This window comes from Archangium violaceum (assembly GCF_016887565.1).
In the GTDB taxonomy this organism is placed as follows: domain Bacteria; phylum Myxococcota; class Myxococcia; order Myxococcales; family Myxococcaceae; genus Archangium; species Archangium violaceum_B.
In genome coordinates this window covers 9,627,767-9,645,150 of the sequence record NZ_CP069396.1, presented here as the reverse complement: position 1 = coordinate 9,645,150, position 17,384 = coordinate 9,627,767, and the positions used below count along the sequence as shown (strand labels likewise).

Here is a 17,384-nt window from a genome sequence, read left to right as displayed (position 1 = left end):
GGCCTCCACGCTTCTCGCCCAGTCAGGGTATACTCCAACCCCTGGAAGGCCCGCCCATGAAGATCCTCTTCCTCAACCTGGCTGGAGAGAAGGAAACCGCGAACGAGACCGCGCTCAAGGCGCTGCGGAAGAAGTACCCGGCGAAGGACACCTTCCTCTCCAAGCTCGTCTACGGCCCGTCCACGGTGACCGTGGTGGACGTGTGGCGCTGCTACGGTGAGGTACGCCACTTCCTGTCCAGCGAGAATCCGGACTTCCAGACGGGGACGCCCGAGTTCAATCGCATCAAGCAGCAGGTCGACACCGCGATGAATGCCGGCATCGACAAGATCATGCTCAGCGTTCACGGCAACTACGATGACGTCACCCACGGCTCCTGCAAGCTGCTGTCGGGGACGGTGAAGATCTCCTACCTCCAACTCTACGAGCTCTTCATGATGCTCGTGGAGGATCGCTACAAGGCCAGCCCCCTGAAGCTCACGCTGGTGATGTGTTACGGCGGACGGGCTCGGGACTACCTCAAGTCCCACGCCCCCGAGAATCTGGGTACGCGCTCCGGTCCGGACCTCACCACGAGCTTCGCCTTCCAGTTCTACAGCCTCTTGTGCAAGCAGATGAAGGTGACGATGACCGCTCGCACCGGAGCCCTCTCCTTCGATGACATCTCGGGGCACTCGAAGGTCGAGTCCGAACGCCTGGTCTTCGACATCATCGAGCGCGACCTGCGGCGCAAGGCCCTGGGCAACGATGAGGAGGCCGCCATGGGCTCAGTGGACTTCTCCGAGTACCTGGAAGAGCTTTTCTCGGCCGCCCAGGCCAGCGAGGAGCTGCTCCCCACTCTGGAATCCAAGGCCATGCAGTTGAAGCAGACCCATCAGCAGCCCCTGCAACAGGCGGCCATCGACTTCCAACACCAGCAGACCAAGGTCAACCTCATCAAGGATCCCGAGACCAAGAGCAAGTACGGCAAGCTGGTGTTCAAGTACGACGAGAAGTCCCGCACCATCCAGATCTGGAGCAAGTACCCGCTCAACCGGCTCGTGGCCCAGAAGTCCGTATAGCCCTCCAGCCCAGCCGCTGGACGCCCGAGCCCCGGCGGAGCGTTGGCGGCCAGGGTCGCCCGCGCGCCAGACTTGCCGTTGCGTCGCCCGGCTGCTAGCCATGAGTCATTCCGTTGGGGTGCCCCTTCCCGGGGCTGAGAGGCCAGGCGCCAACCCATCGAACCTGATCCGGCTAGGACCGGCGTAGGGAACGGAGAGCAGCAAGGGCGCGCGCGATCTCCCGGTCGTGGCCCCGGAGCTTCCCTCTGAACCCCCGCCGGTGGCGAAGAGAGGAAGCGCGATGCGGACGCCCACGGCCTTCTCCATCCTCGGCGCAGGGGTCATGGGCCTCTGCACCGCCGTCGAGCTCGCGAGCCGCGGTGGGCGGGTGACGCTGGTCGAGCCCCGGCCCGCACCGGGTCCCCATGCCTGTTCCTGGTGGGCGGGCGGGATGCTCGCCCCCTTCTGCGAGGGCGAGACGGCCGAAGAGCCGGTGATCCGGCTTGGCCAGACCGCCGCCGACTGGTGGGTGGCGCAGGGGGTGGATGTCATCCGCCGCGGCACGCTGGTCCTCGCCCTGGGCCGCGACCGGGCCGAGCTCGACCGCTTCGCCGCCCGGACGCGGGAGCACCAGTGGATGGGCGGCGAGGCGCTCGCCGCGCTCGAACCCGGGCTCGACGGCCGCTTCCACCGCGGGCTCTTCTTCCCGACCGAGGCGCATCTGACGCCGCGCGTGGCCCTCTCCACCCTGCGCGCCCGTGCCGCGGCGCTCGGCGTCACCTTCGCGGAGACCGCGCCCGAGGGCCAGCGCATCGACTGCCGGGGCCTCGCCGCGCGCGATGCGCTCCCCGAGCTCCGGGGCGTGAAGGGAGAGATGCTGGTGCTGCGCCTCCCCGACCTGGCCCTCTCGCGCCCGATCCGGCTCCTCCACCCGCGGATCCCCATCTACCTCGTCCCCCGCGGCGACGGCATCTACATGCTCGGCGCCACGATGATCGAAAGCGCCGAGCGCGGGCGCGCGAGCGTCCGCTCGGTCCTGGAGCTCCTCAGCGCCGCCTATGCGCTGCACCCGGCCTTCGGCGAGGCGGAGATCCTCGAGATTGGCGCCGATGCGCGGCCCGCCTTCCCCGACAACGTCCCGCGCCTCATCCGGCGCGACGGCACGCTCTTCCTCAACGGCCTCTACCGCCACGGCTACCTGATGGCACCGGTTCTGGCGCGGATGGCGGCCGACCACCTTCTGTCCGGCAAACAAGTGGAGCTCCTGCGATGAAGATCACCGTGAATGGCGAGACGCGCGAGACGGCGAGCGAGACGCTCGGCGCGCTCCTCCTCGAACTGGGCCATGGCGAAGCCAGGGTCGCGACCGCTGTGAACGAGGCCTTCGTGCCCGCCGCCGCGCGCGACGGGCTGCGCCTCGCCGCGGGCGACCGGGTGGAGATCGTGACGCCCCGGCAGGGGGGCTGAGCCGATGCCGGTCTTCTACGGAACCGAAGTCGCCTCGCCCCTGATGCTCGGCACCGCGCAATATCCCTCGCCCGCCGTGCTGGCCGAGGCCTTCCGCCGTTCGGGCGCGGGCGTCGCCACCGTCTCGGTCCGCCGCGAGGCGGGGGGCGAGCGGGCGGGGCGGGATTTCTGGCGCCTGATCTCGGGGCTCGGCGTGCGGGTGCTCCCCAACACCGCCGGCTGCCACAGCGCCCGCGAGGCGGTCACCACCGCCCGGATGGCGCGCGAGCTCTTCGAGACCGACTGGATCAAGCTCGAGGTGATCGGCAATGCCGACACGCTCCAGCCCGATCCCTTCGGCCTGGTCGAGGCAGCGCGGCTCCTCGTGACCGAGGGCTTCAAGGTCTTCCCCTACATGACGGAGGATCTGGTGCTCGCCGACCGCCTCTTGCAGGCGGGCTGTGAGGTGCTGATGCCCTGGGGCGCGCCGATCGGGACGGGGCTGGGGCTGCTCAATCCCTACGGCCTGCGCAGCCTGCGCGCGCACTTCCCCGACGTGCCGATGGTGATCGACGCGGGGCTGGGCCTGCCGAGCCAGGCGGCCGCGGCGATGGAGATGGGCTTCGACGCGGTGCTCCTGAACACCGCCGTCGCCAAGGCGGGCGATCCCGCGGCGATGGCCGAGGGCTTCGCGAAGGCACTGGAGGCCGGGCGCCTCGCCCACGGCGCCGGCCCGATGCCGCCGCGCGACATGGCCGCACCCTCCACTCCCGTGATTGGAAAGGCCTTCCTGTGACGCTCGACCGCTTCTACCCGATCTTCGACGACGTGGGCTGGCTGCCCCGGGCGCTCCCCCTGGGCGTGAAGCTCGTCCAGCTCCGCCTCAAGGACCGCGCGCCGGATGAGCTGCGCCGCCAGATCGCCGCCGCCCGCGACCTCTGCCGCGAGGCCGGCGCCGTGCTGGTGGTCAACGATCACTGGCGGCTCGCCATCGAGGAGGGCTGCGACTGGCTGCATCTGGGGCAGGAGGATCTGGATGGTGCCGACCTGCCCGCCATCCGCCGCGCGGGGCTGCGCCTCGGTATCAGCACCCACGACCATGCCGAGCTCGACCGGGCCCTCGCGCTCGAGCCCGACTACGTCGCGCTGGGGCCGGTCTATCCCACCGTCCTCAAGCAGATGAAATGGCACCAGCAGGGGCTGGAGCGGGTGACGGAATGGAAACGCCGGATCGGCGACCTCCCCCTCGTCGCCATCGGCGGCATGAGCACCGCCCGTGCTCCGGGCGTCTTCGCGGCGGGGGCAGACATCGTCTCGGTCGTGACCGACATCACGCTGAACCCCGACCCCGAGGCGCGGATCGCCGAATGGATGGAGGTGACGCGGTGAGCCGCTATGCCCGTCAGACGGCCGTGCTGGGGGAGGGTGCTCAGGAGCGGCTCCGGGCGGCGCGGCTCCTCGTCGTGGGGGCGGGGGGCCTCGGTGCGCCGGTGCTGCAATATCTCGTCGGGGCTGGAGTGGGGCACATCCGCCTCGTCGAGCCCGACCGGGTGGAGGAGAGCAACCTGCACCGCCAGACGCTCTTCCGCATGGGCGACCTCGGCCAGCCCAAGGCCGAGGCCTGCGCCCGTCACCTGGCCGGGCTCAACCCGGAGAGCGTGGTGGAGCCCGTGGTGGCCGCGCTGGAGCCCGCCAACGCCCCAAGGCTCATCGAGGGTTGCGACCTGATCCTCGACTGCGCCGACAGCTTCGCGGTCAGCTACATCCTCTCGGACGTGTGCCTCGAGCGGGGCCTTCCGTTCCTCTCCGCCTCCGTCACGGGGCGGGAGGGCTATGCGGGCGGCTTCTGCGGCGGTGCGCCGAGCCTGCGTGCGGTCTTCCCCGACCTGCCGCAGCGGATGGGCAGCTGTGCCGAAACCGGCGTGCTCGGCCCTGTCGTGGGGGTGATCGGTGCGCTGCAGGCGCAGATGGCTCTGGCGTTGCTGGCGGGGGAGCCGGGCGTCCTCGGGCGCCTCGTCACCTTCGACGGCGCGACCTTCCGCGCGGGCGGCTTCCGCTTCGACGGGGCGGAGGAGCCCGCGCATGCGCCGCGATTCGTCTCCCCCTCGGAGATCAAACCAGGAGACCTGACCATCGATCTGCGCGGGGCGGATGAGGCCCCGCTGATCCACCCCGCCGCGCGGCGCCTGAGCGTGGCGGAGGTCGGCCCCGGCATGGAGCTGCCCGAACCCGGCCAGCGCGCCGTGCTCGTCTGCCGCTCCGGCCTCCGCGCCTGGAGGGCGGCGGAACGCCTCGCCGCGATCTGGCCCGGAGACATCGCCCTCGTCGCCGCGGGGGTGATGGAGGCGTGACGGGAAAGGCCCGGCGACGGCGCCACGTGTCGCGCCGCCGCTGGAGGAGGCGGACCTCAGTAGGTGATGGTCATGTCGTGGAGGATGGCCGAGCAGCCGGTCCGCGAGCCAGCCTCCTTGTCGTCCGTGTCGCCCACGCAGGAGAGCTGCCACACCAGCCGGCTGGCGGGGATTGTCTGGGGGAACTGGAAGGTGTCGGTGGCGTGGCCGTAATCCCTGTAGCCGAAGTGGAACTCCGGCCCCTCGGGCTTCACGCCCACCGGGGTGATGCTCTGGATGGGGCTGGGGGCCGTGAAGACTTTGTACCAGACATCGCCCTGGGCGTACGTGTCACCCCCCACCTCGCGCGCCCAGATGGCCATTCCCACCCACAGCTCGGTGTTGTTGTTGCGCAGCTCCATCTCGAAGTCGATGTCCATGTCGGGACCGTTTCCGCCGAACTCGGCGTCGCCCGAGCGCAGCGGCGGCACGAAGAAGGGCAGGTACGGCTTGTTGAGGACAACCGAGGTGAGCGCCTGCCCCTGGGTGGCCACCGGCTCGGCGGCCTGGGCGGTGGGCTCCTGCTCCATCATGTCGGTGCCACAGCCGGCGAGGCCCAGCGCGACAGCGGGCAGTGCGAGGGAAACGAGCTTTCGGAACATGGATTTCTCCTGTCGTGGGAATTTCGGAATGTGTGAGAAGGGCCGGGGCCGCCTGGGGCGGTGCCACGGGCACACCGGTTCGTCCGGGTTGCGAGGCCACTTCTACGGAGCCGCGCACGTGCGTGCCCTGGCCATGCAGTGAGGCGCTCCGCTGGTGCCGTGAACCGGCTCTTCGCGCCCGTGAGTCGTCAGGCCTTGCCCCGTTCCAGGAGGACCGGGCCGTCTGGCTCATCCAACCGCCGCGCTTACGGGTGCGTTGAGACAGCCTTTCCACGCCAGCTCCAGCTCGGAGGCGGCACCCAGATATTGGTTCCTGTATGGCTTCAAGGGCGTATCCTGGTTTTGCTTCACTGTCGTCTTTGTCGTGTTTTCTCGCCCCCCAAGAAGACAGGAATCAATTCCCATGAAACACTTCAGGTTCGGCCCGCCGGTACGCCCCCTCATCGGCGCGCTGATGTGTACTCTCTCGCTCACGGCCGGCTGCGGCCCGGCGAACGAGCAGGACGAGAAGTCCTCCGCCATTGGCAACACGAAGAGCGAGGTCGTCTATGGCACGGACGACCGTCAGGACGTCTATGCGCACCCGGACGCCACGCTGCGCGCGCGGGCTCAACAGGCCACGGTGGGGTTGGTGCACCCACAGTTCCTCGATACGACGGACCCCAACAACGTCACCTTCCCAGGTCCGACGCTGGGCGCCGGACTCAATCTCTGCTCCACCGAGCGCTTCCTGAATGACCCGCGGGCGGCCTTCTGCACCGGCACGCTCATCGACGACGACCTGGTGCTCACCGCGGGGCACTGCGTCGGAAACGTCGCGGAGTGCGCCAACACCCACATCGTCTTCAATTTCTACCGGACCGCGGAGGGCGTACTGCAGCGGGTCACCACGCAGGACGTCTTCAAGTGCGCCTCCATCGTGGCGCACCAGTATGGCACGTCGAACGGGCAGTTCCTGGACTACGCCATCGTGCGCCTGGACCGGCCGGCCACGCCTCGCTTCGCCCCGGCACCGGTGCGCACGGGCAACACCGCGCTGAGCGCCGGGCAGAACGTGGCCGTCATCGGCAGCAGCAGCGGCATCCCCTTCAAGATCGACTCCGGTGGCTCGGTGCGTGACGCGCGCTCGGGCACCCTGGACTACTTCGTGTCCAACTCGGACACCTTCCCTGGCAACTCGGGCTCGGCCGTGTACGAGACGAGCAACTACACCGTGGCGGGCATCCTCGTGCGCGGTATGGGTCAGGACTACGTCGCCAACGGCAGCTGCAACGTGGTGAACACGTGCAGCGAGACGGGCTGCATCGGCCAGGAGAGCACCTACGTCTACCCGGCCCTCAAGGGCTTGTGCACCGAGCTCAACAACGGCAGCACGCGGCTATGCGCCGGTATGCCGCCGCCCCCGACCCGCCCGGCGAACTCGTACGTCTACACCACGGCCGACACCAACGACGCCCGTCAGAACACGGTGGACAAGGTCTTCACGCTCTCCTCGGGCGACGTGTTGCAGGTGAGCACCTGTGGCCTGAAGGACTTCCCCCCCACCGGTTACCCCAAGCTGCGCCTCTTCGACCCACGGGGCACCGAGGTCGCCACCAGCTACGATGGGTGTGGCTTCAAGCTCAGGGTGTCGGCTTCCGGCGACTACACCCTCCGCGCCGGCTGCGGCAGTGCGGAGAGCTGCAGCGCCACCGTGGTGTGGAAGGTGACCTTGAATGCGGACCTCACCCGAGGCTCGTTCTCCTTCAACCTCACCAACACCAGCAGCGGTACGCGCAACACCGCCAACCGGGACGTGACGCTGTCGCCAGGCCAGGTCCTCGATGTGGGCACCTGTGGCGTGGAGGGCGCCTCTGGCATCGGTGACACCATCCTGCGGGTGCACGACTCGTCGGGCCTGGTGGCGGCCGAGAACGACGACGCCTTCGGCACCTGCGGCAGCCTCTCGCACGTCGTCTACCGCGTGAATGGAGGGGCCGAAAACGTGCCGTATCAAATCCGAGTCGGCTGCTTCCGCAGCACCAGCTGCAGCGGCACGGCCGCCTACGTCATCTATTGAGCCACCTGACGGACGAACCGACGCCGCGATTGGACTGACGTGTGAGCCTGCCCCCGCTGTGGGGGGCAGGCTCAGCGGGGCCCTGTTCCCGTATCCGTGGCGGTCGATGCGACGCGCGCGAGGACCCTGCCGTACATCTCGAGACGGGACAGGGGAGGGGGCCTGGGTCGAATGAGGACAGATTCCGTCCTATATTCCCCCCACCGTGCTTCCGTCATCTGACCCGCCGCGTCCGCGTGGGGGCGGGTCAGCTCATTGCCGGGAGTCCTTCTTCATGCAGCAGACCGCTCATCTGTGGCTGTTCTTCGTCCTGGTGTTCGGGGTCGTCATCCTTCCCGGCCTCGACATGGCGTTCGTCCTCGCCAGCTCCCTGACGGGCGGCCGCAAAGCGGGTCTGTCGGCCGTGGCGGGGATCATCGCCGGTGGTGCCTGTCACGTGGCCGCCGGTGCCACCGGCGTGGCCGTGTTGCTGAAGGTCGTCCCTTCCGCTTTCAACGTGTTGCTGTGGATCGGCGCCCTGTATGTGGCGTGGATCGGTATCTCCCTGTTCAGGAGCGGCGCCGCCTTCTCCGCGGCTCCCCTCGGGGAAAAGCACCCGCCCGCGGTCACGTTCCGCCGCGGCGTGCTGACCTGCCTCCTCAATCCGAAGGCCTACCTCTTCATGCTCGCCGTGTTCCCTCAGTTCGTGCGGCCGGAGTATGGGCCCCTCTGGATCCAGGCACTCGTGCTCGGCGCCATCATCGCGTTCATCCAGGCCGCCGTGTATGGCGTCATCGCGCTGGTCGCGGATGGGGCCCGCGGTTGGCTCGAGTCCAATCCCGCCGCCAATGTCACCGCCGCTCGGCTCGTCGGCGGTCTTCTGATGTTCGCCGCTGTTCTGACCGCCCTGGAGGGGTGGCGCAGCGCCTGATTTTCAGCTCAAGGAATGTTCTCCAGGGGGACGAAGTGCGAGCTCGAGGGCGAGGCACCGACGAAGTGGCGTACTGACGGTGGCCGCGCGTCGCGATGCAGGGCGAGGAGCCTGTCCTGCAGGTGTTTCTCCTCGTGGGTGACTCGCTCGTGCTGGCGAAGATGCTCCAGCCAGGAATCGACGATGAAGTATTCGAGAAAGCGACCCGGCTGTCCTACGTCTTCCATCACACCCCACTGCACCGCACCGTCGCGCCGGCGGGTTCCTCCGAGCAGGTGGATGTGATGCAGGAACTCTTCGCGGTCCGCTGGCTCGATGAGGTATTCCACCGTCACCAGCACCGGACCGCGCTCGGGGTCGAACTTCGCGGCGGGGGTCGGCTGCGTCCAATGCGCGGACGGGGTGGTATCCCGAGCCATGGCCACGCTCAGCCGGAAACGCAGCGAGAAGATACCCGCGAGTACCGCCAATACCGCCGCGGATGTCAGCGCCCATCCCGTGCCGGCTTGCTGCGCGATCGTGCCCCAGAGCAGGCTGCCACCCGCCATGCCCGCCGAGAAGACCACGATGTAGAGCGACAGCGCTCGGGCACGTACCCATGCGGGGACCGAGACGTGAGCGGCTGTCTGGAGCGATGACAGCACGGTGATCCACGACACGCCGTTGACCAGCATCGCCACGCACAGGAGCCGCAGGTCGCGCAGGCCCGCCAGGGCCAGCATGGTGAGGGAATAGAGCAGGGTCGCGGCTGGCACCAGTGTGTCGGCATCGAACCGCTTCCGGAGCTTTGGCAATGCGATGGCGCCACCGATCGCACCCGCACCGATGAACGTCAGCAACATTCCATAGGTGCCCGCTCCCGCGGAAAGCCGCTGTCGAACCACGATCGCCAACTGCGAGGGCAGGGCGCTGGCGAACACGAAGAAGCAGGCCGACTTGATCAGCACCGACCGGAATTCGCTGGCTCGTGCCGCATAGCGCAACCCGGCGCGCAGTGCTCCGCCGAAGGACTCGGCGGGCAAGGCCGAGACGGACTTCGACGGCCGCCAGCGCCACAGGACGAACACCACGCCCAGGAATGAAAGCGCATTGAGTGAAAACGCCCAGGCCGCGCCGAATCGCGCCACGATCAGCCCACCGAGGGCGGGGCCAATGGATCTCGCGATGTTCATGCCGATGGCGCCCATGGCCACTGCCGGCGCCAGCATCGGGCGTGGGACCAGGTCGGCGGTGGTCGCGGCCTGCGCCGGCATCGCCATGGCCGCCCCCGCGCCGAGCGCGAAGGTCAGGCACAACAGTGACCATGCATCGAGCCGGCCGGCGTGTGCCTGCAGCGCGACCACCGTGGCCACGAAGAACATCCACAACTGCACCCCGAGCAGATAACGCCGACGATCAACGATGTCCGCCAGCGTGCCGGCAACGAGCGCGAACGCCACGACCGGCAGCGTCGTCGCGGATTGCACCGCCGCGACCATGAGCGGTGAGCCGGTACGCTCCGACATGAACCAGGCGGCGGCCACATCCTGCACCCAGGTCCCGATGTTGCTGGTCAGCATCGCCAGCCATAGCGCACGGAAGCTGGGATGGCGAAGCGGTGTCCATGCGCCAATCACCTGAGCAGGGGGCGCAGCCGCGGTCACGCTCGCTTCAGAAGGCATAGCACAAGCACCCCAATGCGCCCCAGAAGCCGCGCGGATCTCCACCAGGCGTGTGGTGGTGTGCTGCATGATCCTTGCCGTAACCGTGCACGCCACACGACGTCCCATGCGGGTGCGAATGCCGTTGCGCGTGAGAGACCACTGCACCGGCCCGCGCGCTTGGACCGCCCTGGTAGCCACCGAACCGGCTCACTGGCGACCAGTCCGGCATGGGGTCGGGCAACACAGGAGCGAGTGGGCCGAAATCGCCGGTGCCATGCACCACCTTGCCGCCCACCACCGTCAGCACGCTGGAGATGTCCTTGATCGCCTCTTCCGGCACGCTGAAGAAGTCCGAGGACAGCAATGCGAAGTCGGCGTATTGGCCCACCTTCAGACGGCCCTTGACCGCCTGCTCGTGTGAGAACCATGCGCTGCCATGCGTCCACAGGCGCAGCGCTTCTTCTCGTTCCAGCCGGTTGTCATTGCCGTACATCGACAGACCGCCCAGTGTGCGGCCGCTGACCAGCCAGTACAACGCCACCCACGGGTTGTAACTGGCCACACGCGTCGCGTCGGTGCCGGCGCCGACCGGTACGCCCGCGTCCAGCATCCTGCGCACCGGCGGCGTGCGCTGGAGCGCCGCACTGCCGTAGCGCTCCGCGAAGTACTCGCCCTGGTACGCCATGCGATGCTGGATGGCGATACCGCCCCGCAGGTCGCGCACGCGTTCGATATTGCGCTCGGAAATGGTCTCGGCGTGGTCGATGAACCAGTGCAGCCCGTCGAATGGCACCTCGCGGTTCACCTTCTCGTAGACATCGAGCACGCGGCTGATGCTCTCGTCGTAGGTGGCATGGATGCGGAACGGCCAGCGACGTTCCGCCAGCAGGCGCACCACGTCTTCCAGCTCGCCCTCCATGCCTTGCGGCAGCTCCGGGCGCGGTTCACGGAAATCCTCGAAGTCCGCCGCCGAGAAGACGAGCATCTCGCCAGCGCCGTTGTGGCGCAGCATGCCGTCACCCTCGAGCGGCTTCAGCGTCTTCGTCCAGCGGTCGAAGTCCGCGAGCTCGCCACCCTTCTTCTGGGTGAACAGGTTGTAGGCGATACGCACCGTCAGCTCGCCGTCGGCGTGCAGCTTCTGGATGATCTCGTAGTCTTCCGGATAGTTCTGGAAGCCGCCGCCGGCATCGATCACCGAGGTGATGCCCAGCCGGTTCAGCTCGCGCATGAAGTGGCGGGTGGAGTTGAGCTGGAACTCCGGCGGCAGCTTCGGCGCCATCGCCAGGGTCGCGTAGAGGATCAGCGCATTGGGCTTGGCCAGCAGCAGTCCGGTGGGATTGCCCGCCTTGTCGCGCTCGAGCTGGCCGCCGGGTGGATTCGGACTGTCCTTGGTATAGCCGACAGCGCGCAGTGCGGCGCGATTGAGGAGTGCACGGTCGTACAGATGCAGGATGAAGACCGGGGTCTCCGGCGCGGCCTCGTTGAGCTCCCGCAGCGTCGGCAGGCGCTTCTCGGCGAACTGGTGTTCGGTGAAGCCGCCCACCACGCGCACCCATTGCGGCGCCGGCGTACGCGCCACCTGCGCCTTCAGCATCGCCATCGCATCGGCCAGCGTGCGCACGCCGTCCCAGCGCAGCTCCATGTTGTAGTTCAAGCCACCGCGGATCAGGTGGAGGTGGCTGTCGTTGAGGCCGGGGATCAGGCGTCGGCCCCCGGCATCGATGATCCGGGTCTTGGGGGTGGCATGAGCCATGACCTCGGCATCGTTGCCTACCGCCAGCAGGTTGCCGTCGGCAACGGCCAATGCCGTCGCCGACGGGTTGCTCCGGTCCAGGGTGGTGATCCTGGCGTTTCGTACGATCATGTCGGCCATCGGTGTGGTCCTCTCAGGTCCGGCGATTCGAGCCGGAGACAATCATTAGCGCCTACGACGTCCGATGGCCGCATGGCCGCGGGGTCGTCAGTGACCGCCCTCGGAAGCACCGAACATCTTCTTGGCGTACTGCAGGCCGATTCCGTATCCGCCGCCGTGGGTCGCGGCGATGCCGGTGGTCAGGGCGTACGTGGCGCTCCGCGCCCAGTCGCGCTGCAGCTCGAGCAGGTACTGCAGGCTGGTCATCGGAACCGCACCGGCCTGGATCATGCGCTGCACCGCGCGCTCATGCGCCTCGTCGGACACATCACCACAGGCATCGGTGATGACGTACGTCTTGAAGCCCTGGTCGATCGCGGACAGAACGGGGCCGACGATGCACACGCCGGTCCAGAGTCCCGCGAACACCAGTCGCTCCTTGTCGAATGCGTTGATCTGCGCGATCACCTGCCCATCTTCCCAGGCATTCATGCTGGTGCGGTCGTAGACCTTCGACTCGGGAAACGCCGCGGTGATCTCCGGGAACAACGGCCCCGAGAAGCTCTTTTCGGCGACCGTGGTCAGCAGGGTCGGCACGCGGAATCCGGCGGCGGCCCTGGAGATCAGCGCGGTGTTGTTGCGCAGCAACGCGATGTCGATCGAATGAGTCGCGAAGGTCATCTGCGACTGGTGGTCGATCAGGATCAGGGCATGGTCGGTGGGCGACAGGAGGCCCTTTCCGGGCGTCGGGGTGGCTTTGGGCATGGTGTTGCTCCTCTTCGGGTTGGGTTCTTCGGTTGAGCAAGGTAGCGCGTCAGGCCTTGGTGGAAATCACCCGAAAGCGCCTGAGACGCTTCCCCCGAAAGAGGGAGCGAACACTCACGGCCCGCTATTGCGGATTTTTCTTGTTTTTAAATTTGTCCTGGTTCCGACCCAGGCATACGGTACCAGCCATGACTCTTCTCGAGGGACCCCCAACACCTCTCCCATGAATCCTCCCTTCAAAAACCCCCCGTTCCGCTGCGCGTTGCTCTTGCTCGCTGTCGTGTTGAGCTCTCCGGCCACCGCCTTCGCGGCCTTTGGTCTGACCATCAGCACCGATTACTACACGGTGGATACGGGTGCCGGGCTCGCCTTCAAGGTCCGACGGACGGACAACGGAGTGAGCACACAGTCGCCAGGTGACATCATGAGCCTGGTCTACAACGGCGTCGAGTACCAGAACCAGTCGCGCGGCTCTCAGATCAACTCGGGCTTCGACTGGTTGTATAACGGCGTGTCGTCCGTCTCCGTCAGCGCCTCGGTCATCGACGGTAACTACGTCAAGGTCACCGTGCAGGCCGGTTCCCTGACCCATTACTACCTGGCGCGCAACGGCCATCCGAACATCTACATGGCGACCTACTTCACCGCCGAGCCGGATGTACACGGCCAGGTCCGCTATGTGGTCCGCATCCCCTCCAGGCTCCTCCCCAACGGCCCGAGGCCGTCGGACATCCGTAACAACACCGGGGCCATCGAATCCTCGGATGTCTTTGGCATGAGCGACCGCACCACCCGCTCCAAGCACTACTCCAACCAGCGCATCATCGACTATTCCTACACCGGTGCTACTGGCAACGGCGTCGGCGTGTTCATGATTCGTAGCAATCATGAGGGGGGCTCCGGCGGCCCCTTCTATCGCTCCCTCATCAACCAGTGCGGTGACGATCAGGAACTCTATGAGATCGTCAACTACGGCGAGGCCCAGACCGAGGCCTTCCGCACCAACGTCCTCAACGGCCCCTACATCCTCGCCTTCACCAACGGCGGGAATCCGCCCGCGATCGACACCTCGTGGCTCTCCAACATGGGCCTGACCGGCTACGTCCCCGCCTCCGGTCGCGGCTACGTGAACGGCAAGGCCAACGGCATTCCGAGCGGCTTCCAGGGCGTCGTCGGCTTCGCCAACAGCACGGCCCAATACTGGAGCACCGTGGTGAACAGCAACTTCTACAGTCCCGCGATGATTCCCGGCACCTACACCCAGACCCTCTACAAGGGCGAGCTGGCCGTGGCTTCCCAGACCGTGACCGTGACGGCCGGCATCACCACGACGAAGTCCATCACCTCCACCGAGACCACGCCCGCCTATCTCTGGAGGGTTGGCGAGTGGGACGGCACCCCCGCCGGTTTCCTCAACGCGGACAAGATCACCACCATGCACCCCTCTGATGCGCGCATGAGCAGCTGGGGTCTGGTCACGTTCACCGTGGGCAACAGCGCCACGAGCGCGTTCCCCGCCTACCAGTGGAAGGGCGTGAACAACCCGACGACCATCCGGTTCAACCTCGCCTCGAATCAGATCGCCAACCGCACCGTGCGCGTCGGCCTCACCGTCGCCTACAGCGGAGCCCGCCCCATTCTCACCGTCAACAATTGGAGCTCATCCATCCCCGCGATCTCCACGCAGCCCACGACCCGCACGCTCACCGTAGGCACCTACCGCGGCAACAACACCACCTACACGTTCAATGTGCCCGCGAGCGCCTTCGTCACGGGGACGAACACGATGACGATCTCCGTCGCCAGCGGCTCCGGCAGCACCGGCTTCCTCAGTGCTGGCTATGCCTACGATGCCGTCGACATCTACTAAGACCGGGCTCTGAGGCGTGGAGGCGGCGGGAATCGAACCCGTGGGCAGGGCGATGGATTTCTTCGAGCAGAACCGCCGCTGCGAGATCGGCTACGCGCTCGCCAGCCGCCACTGGGGTGAAGGTTGTGCGACCGAAGCGCTGCGCGCGGCGATCCGCCATGGCTTCGACGCCCTGAACCTGAACCGCATCGAGGCCGACATCGACCCGCGCGACATCGGCTCGGCGCGGGTGCTGGAAAAGCTGGGGTTCAGGAAGGAAGGCTATATGCCCGAGCGCTGGATCGTGCACGGCGAGATGGCCGACACCGTGAACTACGGGCTGCTCAGGCGCTCCTGGGACGAGCGCTGAGCAGCCCGGCCGGCCGCATCAGGCCTGCGGCGCGCTCCAGACCAGGTTCCACAGGTGGCCGTCGAGGTCCTCGAAGCCCTGGTCATACATGAAGCCGCTGTCCTCGGGCGGATGCGGAGTACGGCCGCCGGCGGCGACGGCCTTGGCGATCAGTCTGTCCACTTCTTCCCGGCTCTCGCAGCTCAGGCAGATGACGACCTCGTTGGCCTCCTTCGCCTGCACGATGGGCTTGTCGATGAGGGTCTTGAAGAACGCTTCGGTCGTCAGCATGGCATGAATGCTGCCATCCACGATGACCATGAATGCCGCGCTCTCGTTGCTGAATTTTGGATTGAAGCTGAAGCCGAGAGCGGAAAAGAAGGCCTTGGATTTGTCCAGGTCCTTGACCGGCAGGTTGAAGATGATCTGCTTGTTCATGACGTCCCCATGTCGAAAGGTGAGTTGAATAACGGGTCCTGCATCCGGACGACGAATGATGACGCATGAAATCGACAAGCGCGCGAAAAAAGATTTTCGCTGCGATGGCGCTCACCAGACCGCTTCGCTGTTGCGCCACGCCGGCAGTTCTCGCACACGGTCGAACCACGCCAGCAGATGCGGGTAGTCGTCCAGCGGCAGGCGCGTCCGCTCGCGGTACATCAGCGGCGCCGCCACCGCGTAGTCGGCCAGGGTCACGGCTTCGCCCACCAGCCAACGGCGGTTGGCCAGGTGCTTGTCCAGCACCGTGGCGGCCTGGGCCAGGTCGGCGGCGCCGCGCGCCCTCCGGGGGGTCAATTGTTTTCGCGGCCTCGAACACCGGAGCGCGATCAATCGGGCGATTGCCGGGCGCGCGTTGGCTCGCGGCAATCACTTACTGCATGTATCTGACGACAGTGCTTGCTTTTGTTGCCTGCCTCCTTGGGGCTTCTGCGTTGCTGCACCTCACGATTGAGCGACCCTTCCTCCGGCTTCGCGAACATTGGGCACGTTCTTCGACAGGGCAGAAGAGCAACGCAGTTCCCGCAAGCGGGAGCGGAGGAGGTGAGCGCAGCGCCTGAGACAGCGGCAAGGAAGGCGCCGATGAAGGAGATGCTATATAAGGCGGTCCCCCCTTGGCCAAGGAGGCCACCTTGATACGGACCGTTGCTCGACTCGTCGCGCTGTCAGTCTTGATTCTGTGTGCGGTTCCCGCGTCCGCCTTCGCGCAGCTGACGTGCCCGGATTATGGCTCGGTCGCGAATCCACCCACGCTCCAGGGACCGGCGCGTCGGAGCTTCCGACACACGGGTAGCCAGATCCTCTCCTGGTCCTATCCGCCCTACCACATGGTGCATGATCAGATCGTGCCCGTGGGGACCCAGGCCATCGTCGTGGGCAAGTTCGACTACAGCAGCGTCCTGCACAAGGACCTCGAGGATGAGGACGTCCACGTCTACATCATGGGAACGAATTCGCCGGGCTGGCAGTATGTCGGTGAGTTCCGCACGGATTCCGATGGCAAGATCTTCGTCCCCATCACCCGCCCGGTGGGCGAGTACCGGGTGACGATGATCGTCGAGGGCGATCTCAGCTCCGCCACCGGCTTCGTCTCCGTGGTCGAGCCGGGCCGCCAGACCGTCCTGTTCGACATCGACGGCACCTTGACCCTCAATGACTTCGAGATGGTCGGCGACTACCTCGGCTGCAGCACGGCCCAGGCCTATCCGCATGCGGTCGACGTGGTGAACAGCTACGCCGACAAGGGCTACCAGATCATCTATCTCACGGGCCGCCCCTACTGGGTTGGCAAGGACACGCGCCAGTGGATCGACTACCAGGGCCTTGTCGACGGGCACGTGCACACCAACCCCTACGGGGAGGGTCCCATCCCCCCGGACACCGAGCAGTACAAGACCGACTACCTCACCTACCTGCTCGAGGATGTCGGGCTCGACATCGTCCGCGTGTACGGGAACGCGACCACGGACATCGGCGCCTATGCGGCCGTGGGCCTGCCCAAGTCCGAAACCTATATCATCGGCGAGAACGCGGGCGCCGAGGGCACCATGCCCCTCCGCGACGACTACCTCCAGCACCTGCTCTCGGTCGTGGCCTCCACGCCCGACGCCACCTGCACCCCTCGGTAGTCGAGCCAGGCAACTCCGGCGGCAAGGCAACGGGCGCTACGGGTCCCGTCCCCCGTCCAGCTTCGCCACCACCGCTTCCAGCTCCGCCACCCGGCGAGCGAGTCCCTCGGGCTCGCTCGTCGCGGCCAACCGGGGCGACAGATGCGGATCGTTCCTCCAGAAATCCATCCCCATCGCGGCGGCCTTGTCCACCGAGCACACCACCAGACGCACCTGGATGGTGAGCAGCTCGATGTCCAGCAGCTTGATCTTGATATCACCCGCGACCACCAGTCCCTTGTCGAGGACGCGATCCAATACGTCCGCGAGCGTCGCGCTCCGGGGGCTCTGGACGATGTGCTGAGTCGACATGT

The 17,384-nt window shown here is 66.9% G+C and carries 18 protein-coding genes and 1 riboswitch; of the genes, 11 read left to right on the top strand and 7 right to left on the bottom strand.

Features of this window, described 5'->3' with window-relative positions:
• Window positions 1-56: 56 nt before the first annotated feature.
• The 6 genes from JRI60_RS38430 (at window position 57) to JRI60_RS38405 (ending at window position 4,837) form a co-directional block, all read left to right on the top strand.
• Entirely contained in the window at window positions 57-1,061 is a 1,005-nt protein-coding gene (locus tag JRI60_RS38430; RefSeq protein ID WP_204221002.1) for a hypothetical protein, read from the top strand.
• Window positions 1,062-1,165: 104 nt separating this feature from the next.
• A riboswitch (TPP riboswitch) is annotated at window positions 1,166-1,268 on the top strand.
• A gap of 73 nt (window positions 1,269-1,341) precedes the next feature.
• Window positions 1,342-2,313, top strand: coding sequence for an FAD-dependent oxidoreductase (locus JRI60_RS38425; RefSeq protein WP_204221001.1), 972 nt, complete (start codon window positions 1,342-1,344; stop codon window positions 2,311-2,313).
• Window positions 2,310-2,507 carry a sulfur carrier protein ThiS gene (gene thiS / locus JRI60_RS38420; RefSeq protein ID WP_204221000.1) on the top strand — a complete coding sequence of 66 codons (198 nt, stop codon included), beginning with the start codon at window positions 2,310-2,312 and terminating at the stop codon, window positions 2,505-2,507. The genes JRI60_RS38425 and thiS overlap by 4 nt, the downstream gene beginning before the upstream one ends.
• A 4-nt stretch (window positions 2,508-2,511) precedes the next feature.
• A complete protein-coding gene (locus JRI60_RS38415; protein WP_204220999.1) occupies window positions 2,512-3,282 on the top strand; it encodes a thiazole synthase in 771 nt (256 codons plus the stop codon).
• The gene (locus JRI60_RS38410; RefSeq protein ID WP_204220998.1) at window positions 3,279-3,875 is read left to right on the top strand and encodes a thiamine phosphate synthase; all 597 of its coding nucleotides are present in this window, start codon (window positions 3,279-3,281) and stop codon (window positions 3,873-3,875) included. The genes JRI60_RS38415 and JRI60_RS38410 overlap by 4 nt, the downstream gene beginning before the upstream one ends.
• A complete protein-coding gene (locus tag JRI60_RS38405) occupies window positions 3,872-4,837 on the top strand; it encodes a HesA/MoeB/ThiF family protein (RefSeq protein ID WP_204220997.1) in 966 nt (321 codons plus the stop codon). Before JRI60_RS38410 ends, JRI60_RS38405 begins: the two co-directional genes overlap by 4 nt.
• A gap of 56 nt (window positions 4,838-4,893) precedes the next feature.
• Here the strand turns inward: JRI60_RS38405 and JRI60_RS38400 are convergent, their stop codons facing one another.
• Complete coding sequence (locus tag JRI60_RS38400) at window positions 4,894-5,478, bottom strand: hypothetical protein (protein WP_204220996.1); 585 nt, start codon at window positions 5,476-5,478, stop codon at window positions 4,894-4,896.
• Window positions 5,479-5,881: 403 nt separating this feature from the next.
• Between JRI60_RS38400 and JRI60_RS38395 the strand changes: the two genes are divergently transcribed.
• Both JRI60_RS38395 and JRI60_RS38390 read left to right on the top strand, forming a co-directional pair.
• The gene (locus tag JRI60_RS38395) at window positions 5,882-7,537 is read left to right on the top strand and encodes a trypsin-like serine peptidase (RefSeq protein ID WP_204220995.1); all 1,656 of its coding nucleotides are present in this window, start codon (window positions 5,882-5,884) and stop codon (window positions 7,535-7,537) included.
• A gap of 274 nt (window positions 7,538-7,811) precedes the next feature.
• The gene (locus tag JRI60_RS38390) at window positions 7,812-8,447 is read left to right on the top strand and encodes a LysE family translocator (RefSeq protein WP_204220994.1); all 636 of its coding nucleotides are present in this window, start codon (window positions 7,812-7,814) and stop codon (window positions 8,445-8,447) included.
• An 8-nt stretch (window positions 8,448-8,455) separates the two neighbouring features.
• Here JRI60_RS38390 and JRI60_RS38385 read toward each other — a convergent pair whose 3' ends face one another.
• The 3 genes from JRI60_RS38385 to JRI60_RS38375 form a co-directional block, all read right to left on the bottom strand.
• On the bottom strand, window positions 8,456-10,006 hold the full coding sequence (locus JRI60_RS38385) for an MFS transporter (RefSeq protein ID WP_239469967.1): 1,551 nt from the start codon (window positions 10,004-10,006) through the stop codon (window positions 8,456-8,458).
• Between the two features lie 91 nt (window positions 10,007-10,097).
• On the bottom strand, window positions 10,098-11,963 hold the full coding sequence (locus tag JRI60_RS38380; protein ID WP_204220992.1) for an amidohydrolase: 1,866 nt from the start codon (window positions 11,961-11,963) through the stop codon (window positions 10,098-10,100).
• An 87-nt stretch (window positions 11,964-12,050) separates the two neighbouring features.
• Window positions 12,051-12,707: a hydrolase gene (locus tag JRI60_RS38375; protein WP_204220991.1), complete on the bottom strand. Its 657-nt coding sequence runs from the start codon at window positions 12,705-12,707 to the stop codon at window positions 12,051-12,053.
• 280 nt (window positions 12,708-12,987) lie between these two features.
• Here JRI60_RS38375 and JRI60_RS38370 point away from each other — a divergent pair, with 280 nt between their 5' ends.
• Both JRI60_RS38370 and JRI60_RS38365 read left to right on the top strand, forming a co-directional pair.
• Window positions 12,988-14,577 (top strand): rhamnogalacturonan lyase B N-terminal domain-containing protein, encoded by a 1,590-nt coding sequence (locus tag JRI60_RS38370; RefSeq protein ID WP_204220990.1) that lies wholly within the window; start codon window positions 12,988-12,990, stop codon window positions 14,575-14,577.
• A 52-nt stretch (window positions 14,578-14,629) separates the two neighbouring features.
• On the top strand, window positions 14,630-14,926 hold the full coding sequence (locus JRI60_RS38365; RefSeq protein ID WP_204220989.1) for a GNAT family N-acetyltransferase: 297 nt from the start codon (window positions 14,630-14,632) through the stop codon (window positions 14,924-14,926).
• Window positions 14,927-14,944: 18 nt separating this feature from the next.
• On the opposite strand, the gene JRI60_RS38360 is transcribed toward JRI60_RS38365, so the two are convergent.
• Together JRI60_RS38360 and JRI60_RS38355 are read right to left on the bottom strand one after the other, a co-directional pair.
• A complete protein-coding gene (locus JRI60_RS38360) occupies window positions 14,945-15,343 on the bottom strand; it encodes a VOC family protein (RefSeq protein WP_204220988.1) in 399 nt (132 codons plus the stop codon).
• Between the two features lie 111 nt (window positions 15,344-15,454).
• Window positions 15,455-15,700, bottom strand: coding sequence for a glutathione S-transferase family protein (locus JRI60_RS38355; protein WP_204220987.1), 246 nt, complete (start codon window positions 15,698-15,700; stop codon window positions 15,455-15,457).
• Window positions 15,701-16,230: 530 nt separating this feature from the next.
• On the opposite strand from JRI60_RS38355, the gene JRI60_RS38350 reads away from it, so the two are divergent.
• Window positions 16,231-17,031, top strand: a complete 801-nt coding sequence (locus JRI60_RS38350; RefSeq protein ID WP_239469966.1) for a lipin/Ned1/Smp2 family protein — start codon at window positions 16,231-16,233, stop codon at window positions 17,029-17,031.
• A 36-nt stretch (window positions 17,032-17,067) separates the two neighbouring features.
• Here JRI60_RS38350 and gvpJ read toward each other — a convergent pair whose 3' ends face one another.
• Window positions 17,068-17,382: a gas vesicle protein GvpJ gene (gene gvpJ / locus JRI60_RS38345; protein WP_204220985.1), complete on the bottom strand. Its 315-nt coding sequence runs from the start codon at window positions 17,380-17,382 to the stop codon at window positions 17,068-17,070.
• Window positions 17,383-17,384 lie beyond the last annotated feature (2 nt).

Excerpts from the sequence above, each read along its gene's own strand:
- JRI60_RS38425 (WP_204221001.1), top strand. The coding sequence starts at position 1,342 with ATGCGGACGCCCACGGCCTTCTCCATCCTCGGCGCAGGGGTCATGGGC.
- JRI60_RS38350 (WP_239469966.1), top strand. The coding sequence starts at position 16,231 with ATGGTGCATGATCAGATCGTGCCCGTGGGGACCCAGGCCATCGTCGTG.
- JRI60_RS38365 (WP_204220989.1), top strand. The coding sequence starts at position 14,630 with ATGGATTTCTTCGAGCAGAACCGCCGCTGCGAGATCGGCTACGCGCTC.
- JRI60_RS38395 (WP_204220995.1), top strand. The coding sequence starts at position 5,882 with ATGAAACACTTCAGGTTCGGCCCGCCGGTACGCCCCCTCATCGGCGCG.
- JRI60_RS38390 (WP_204220994.1), top strand. The coding sequence starts at position 7,812 with ATGCAGCAGACCGCTCATCTGTGGCTGTTCTTCGTCCTGGTGTTCGGG.
- JRI60_RS38385 (WP_239469967.1), bottom strand. The coding sequence starts at position 10,006 with ATGCTGACCAGCAACATCGGGACCTGGGTGCAGGATGTGGCCGCCGCC.
- JRI60_RS38400 (WP_204220996.1), bottom strand. The coding sequence starts at position 5,478 with ATGTTCCGAAAGCTCGTTTCCCTCGCACTGCCCGCTGTCGCGCTGGGC.
- JRI60_RS38360 (WP_204220988.1), bottom strand. The coding sequence starts at position 15,343 with ATGAACAAGCAGATCATCTTCAACCTGCCGGTCAAGGACCTGGACAAA.
- thiS (WP_204221000.1), top strand. The coding sequence starts at position 2,310 with ATGAAGATCACCGTGAATGGCGAGACGCGCGAGACGGCGAGCGAGACG.
- JRI60_RS38430 (WP_204221002.1), top strand. The coding sequence starts at position 57 with ATGAAGATCCTCTTCCTCAACCTGGCTGGAGAGAAGGAAACCGCGAAC.
- gvpJ (WP_204220985.1), bottom strand. The coding sequence starts at position 17,382 with ATGTCGACTCAGCACATCGTCCAGAGCCCCCGGAGCGCGACGCTCGCG.
- JRI60_RS38375 (WP_204220991.1), bottom strand. The coding sequence starts at position 12,707 with ATGCCCAAAGCCACCCCGACGCCCGGAAAGGGCCTCCTGTCGCCCACC.
- JRI60_RS38380 (WP_204220992.1), bottom strand. The coding sequence starts at position 11,963 with ATGGCCGACATGATCGTACGAAACGCCAGGATCACCACCCTGGACCGG.
- JRI60_RS38415 (WP_204220999.1), top strand. The coding sequence starts at position 2,512 with ATGCCGGTCTTCTACGGAACCGAAGTCGCCTCGCCCCTGATGCTCGGC.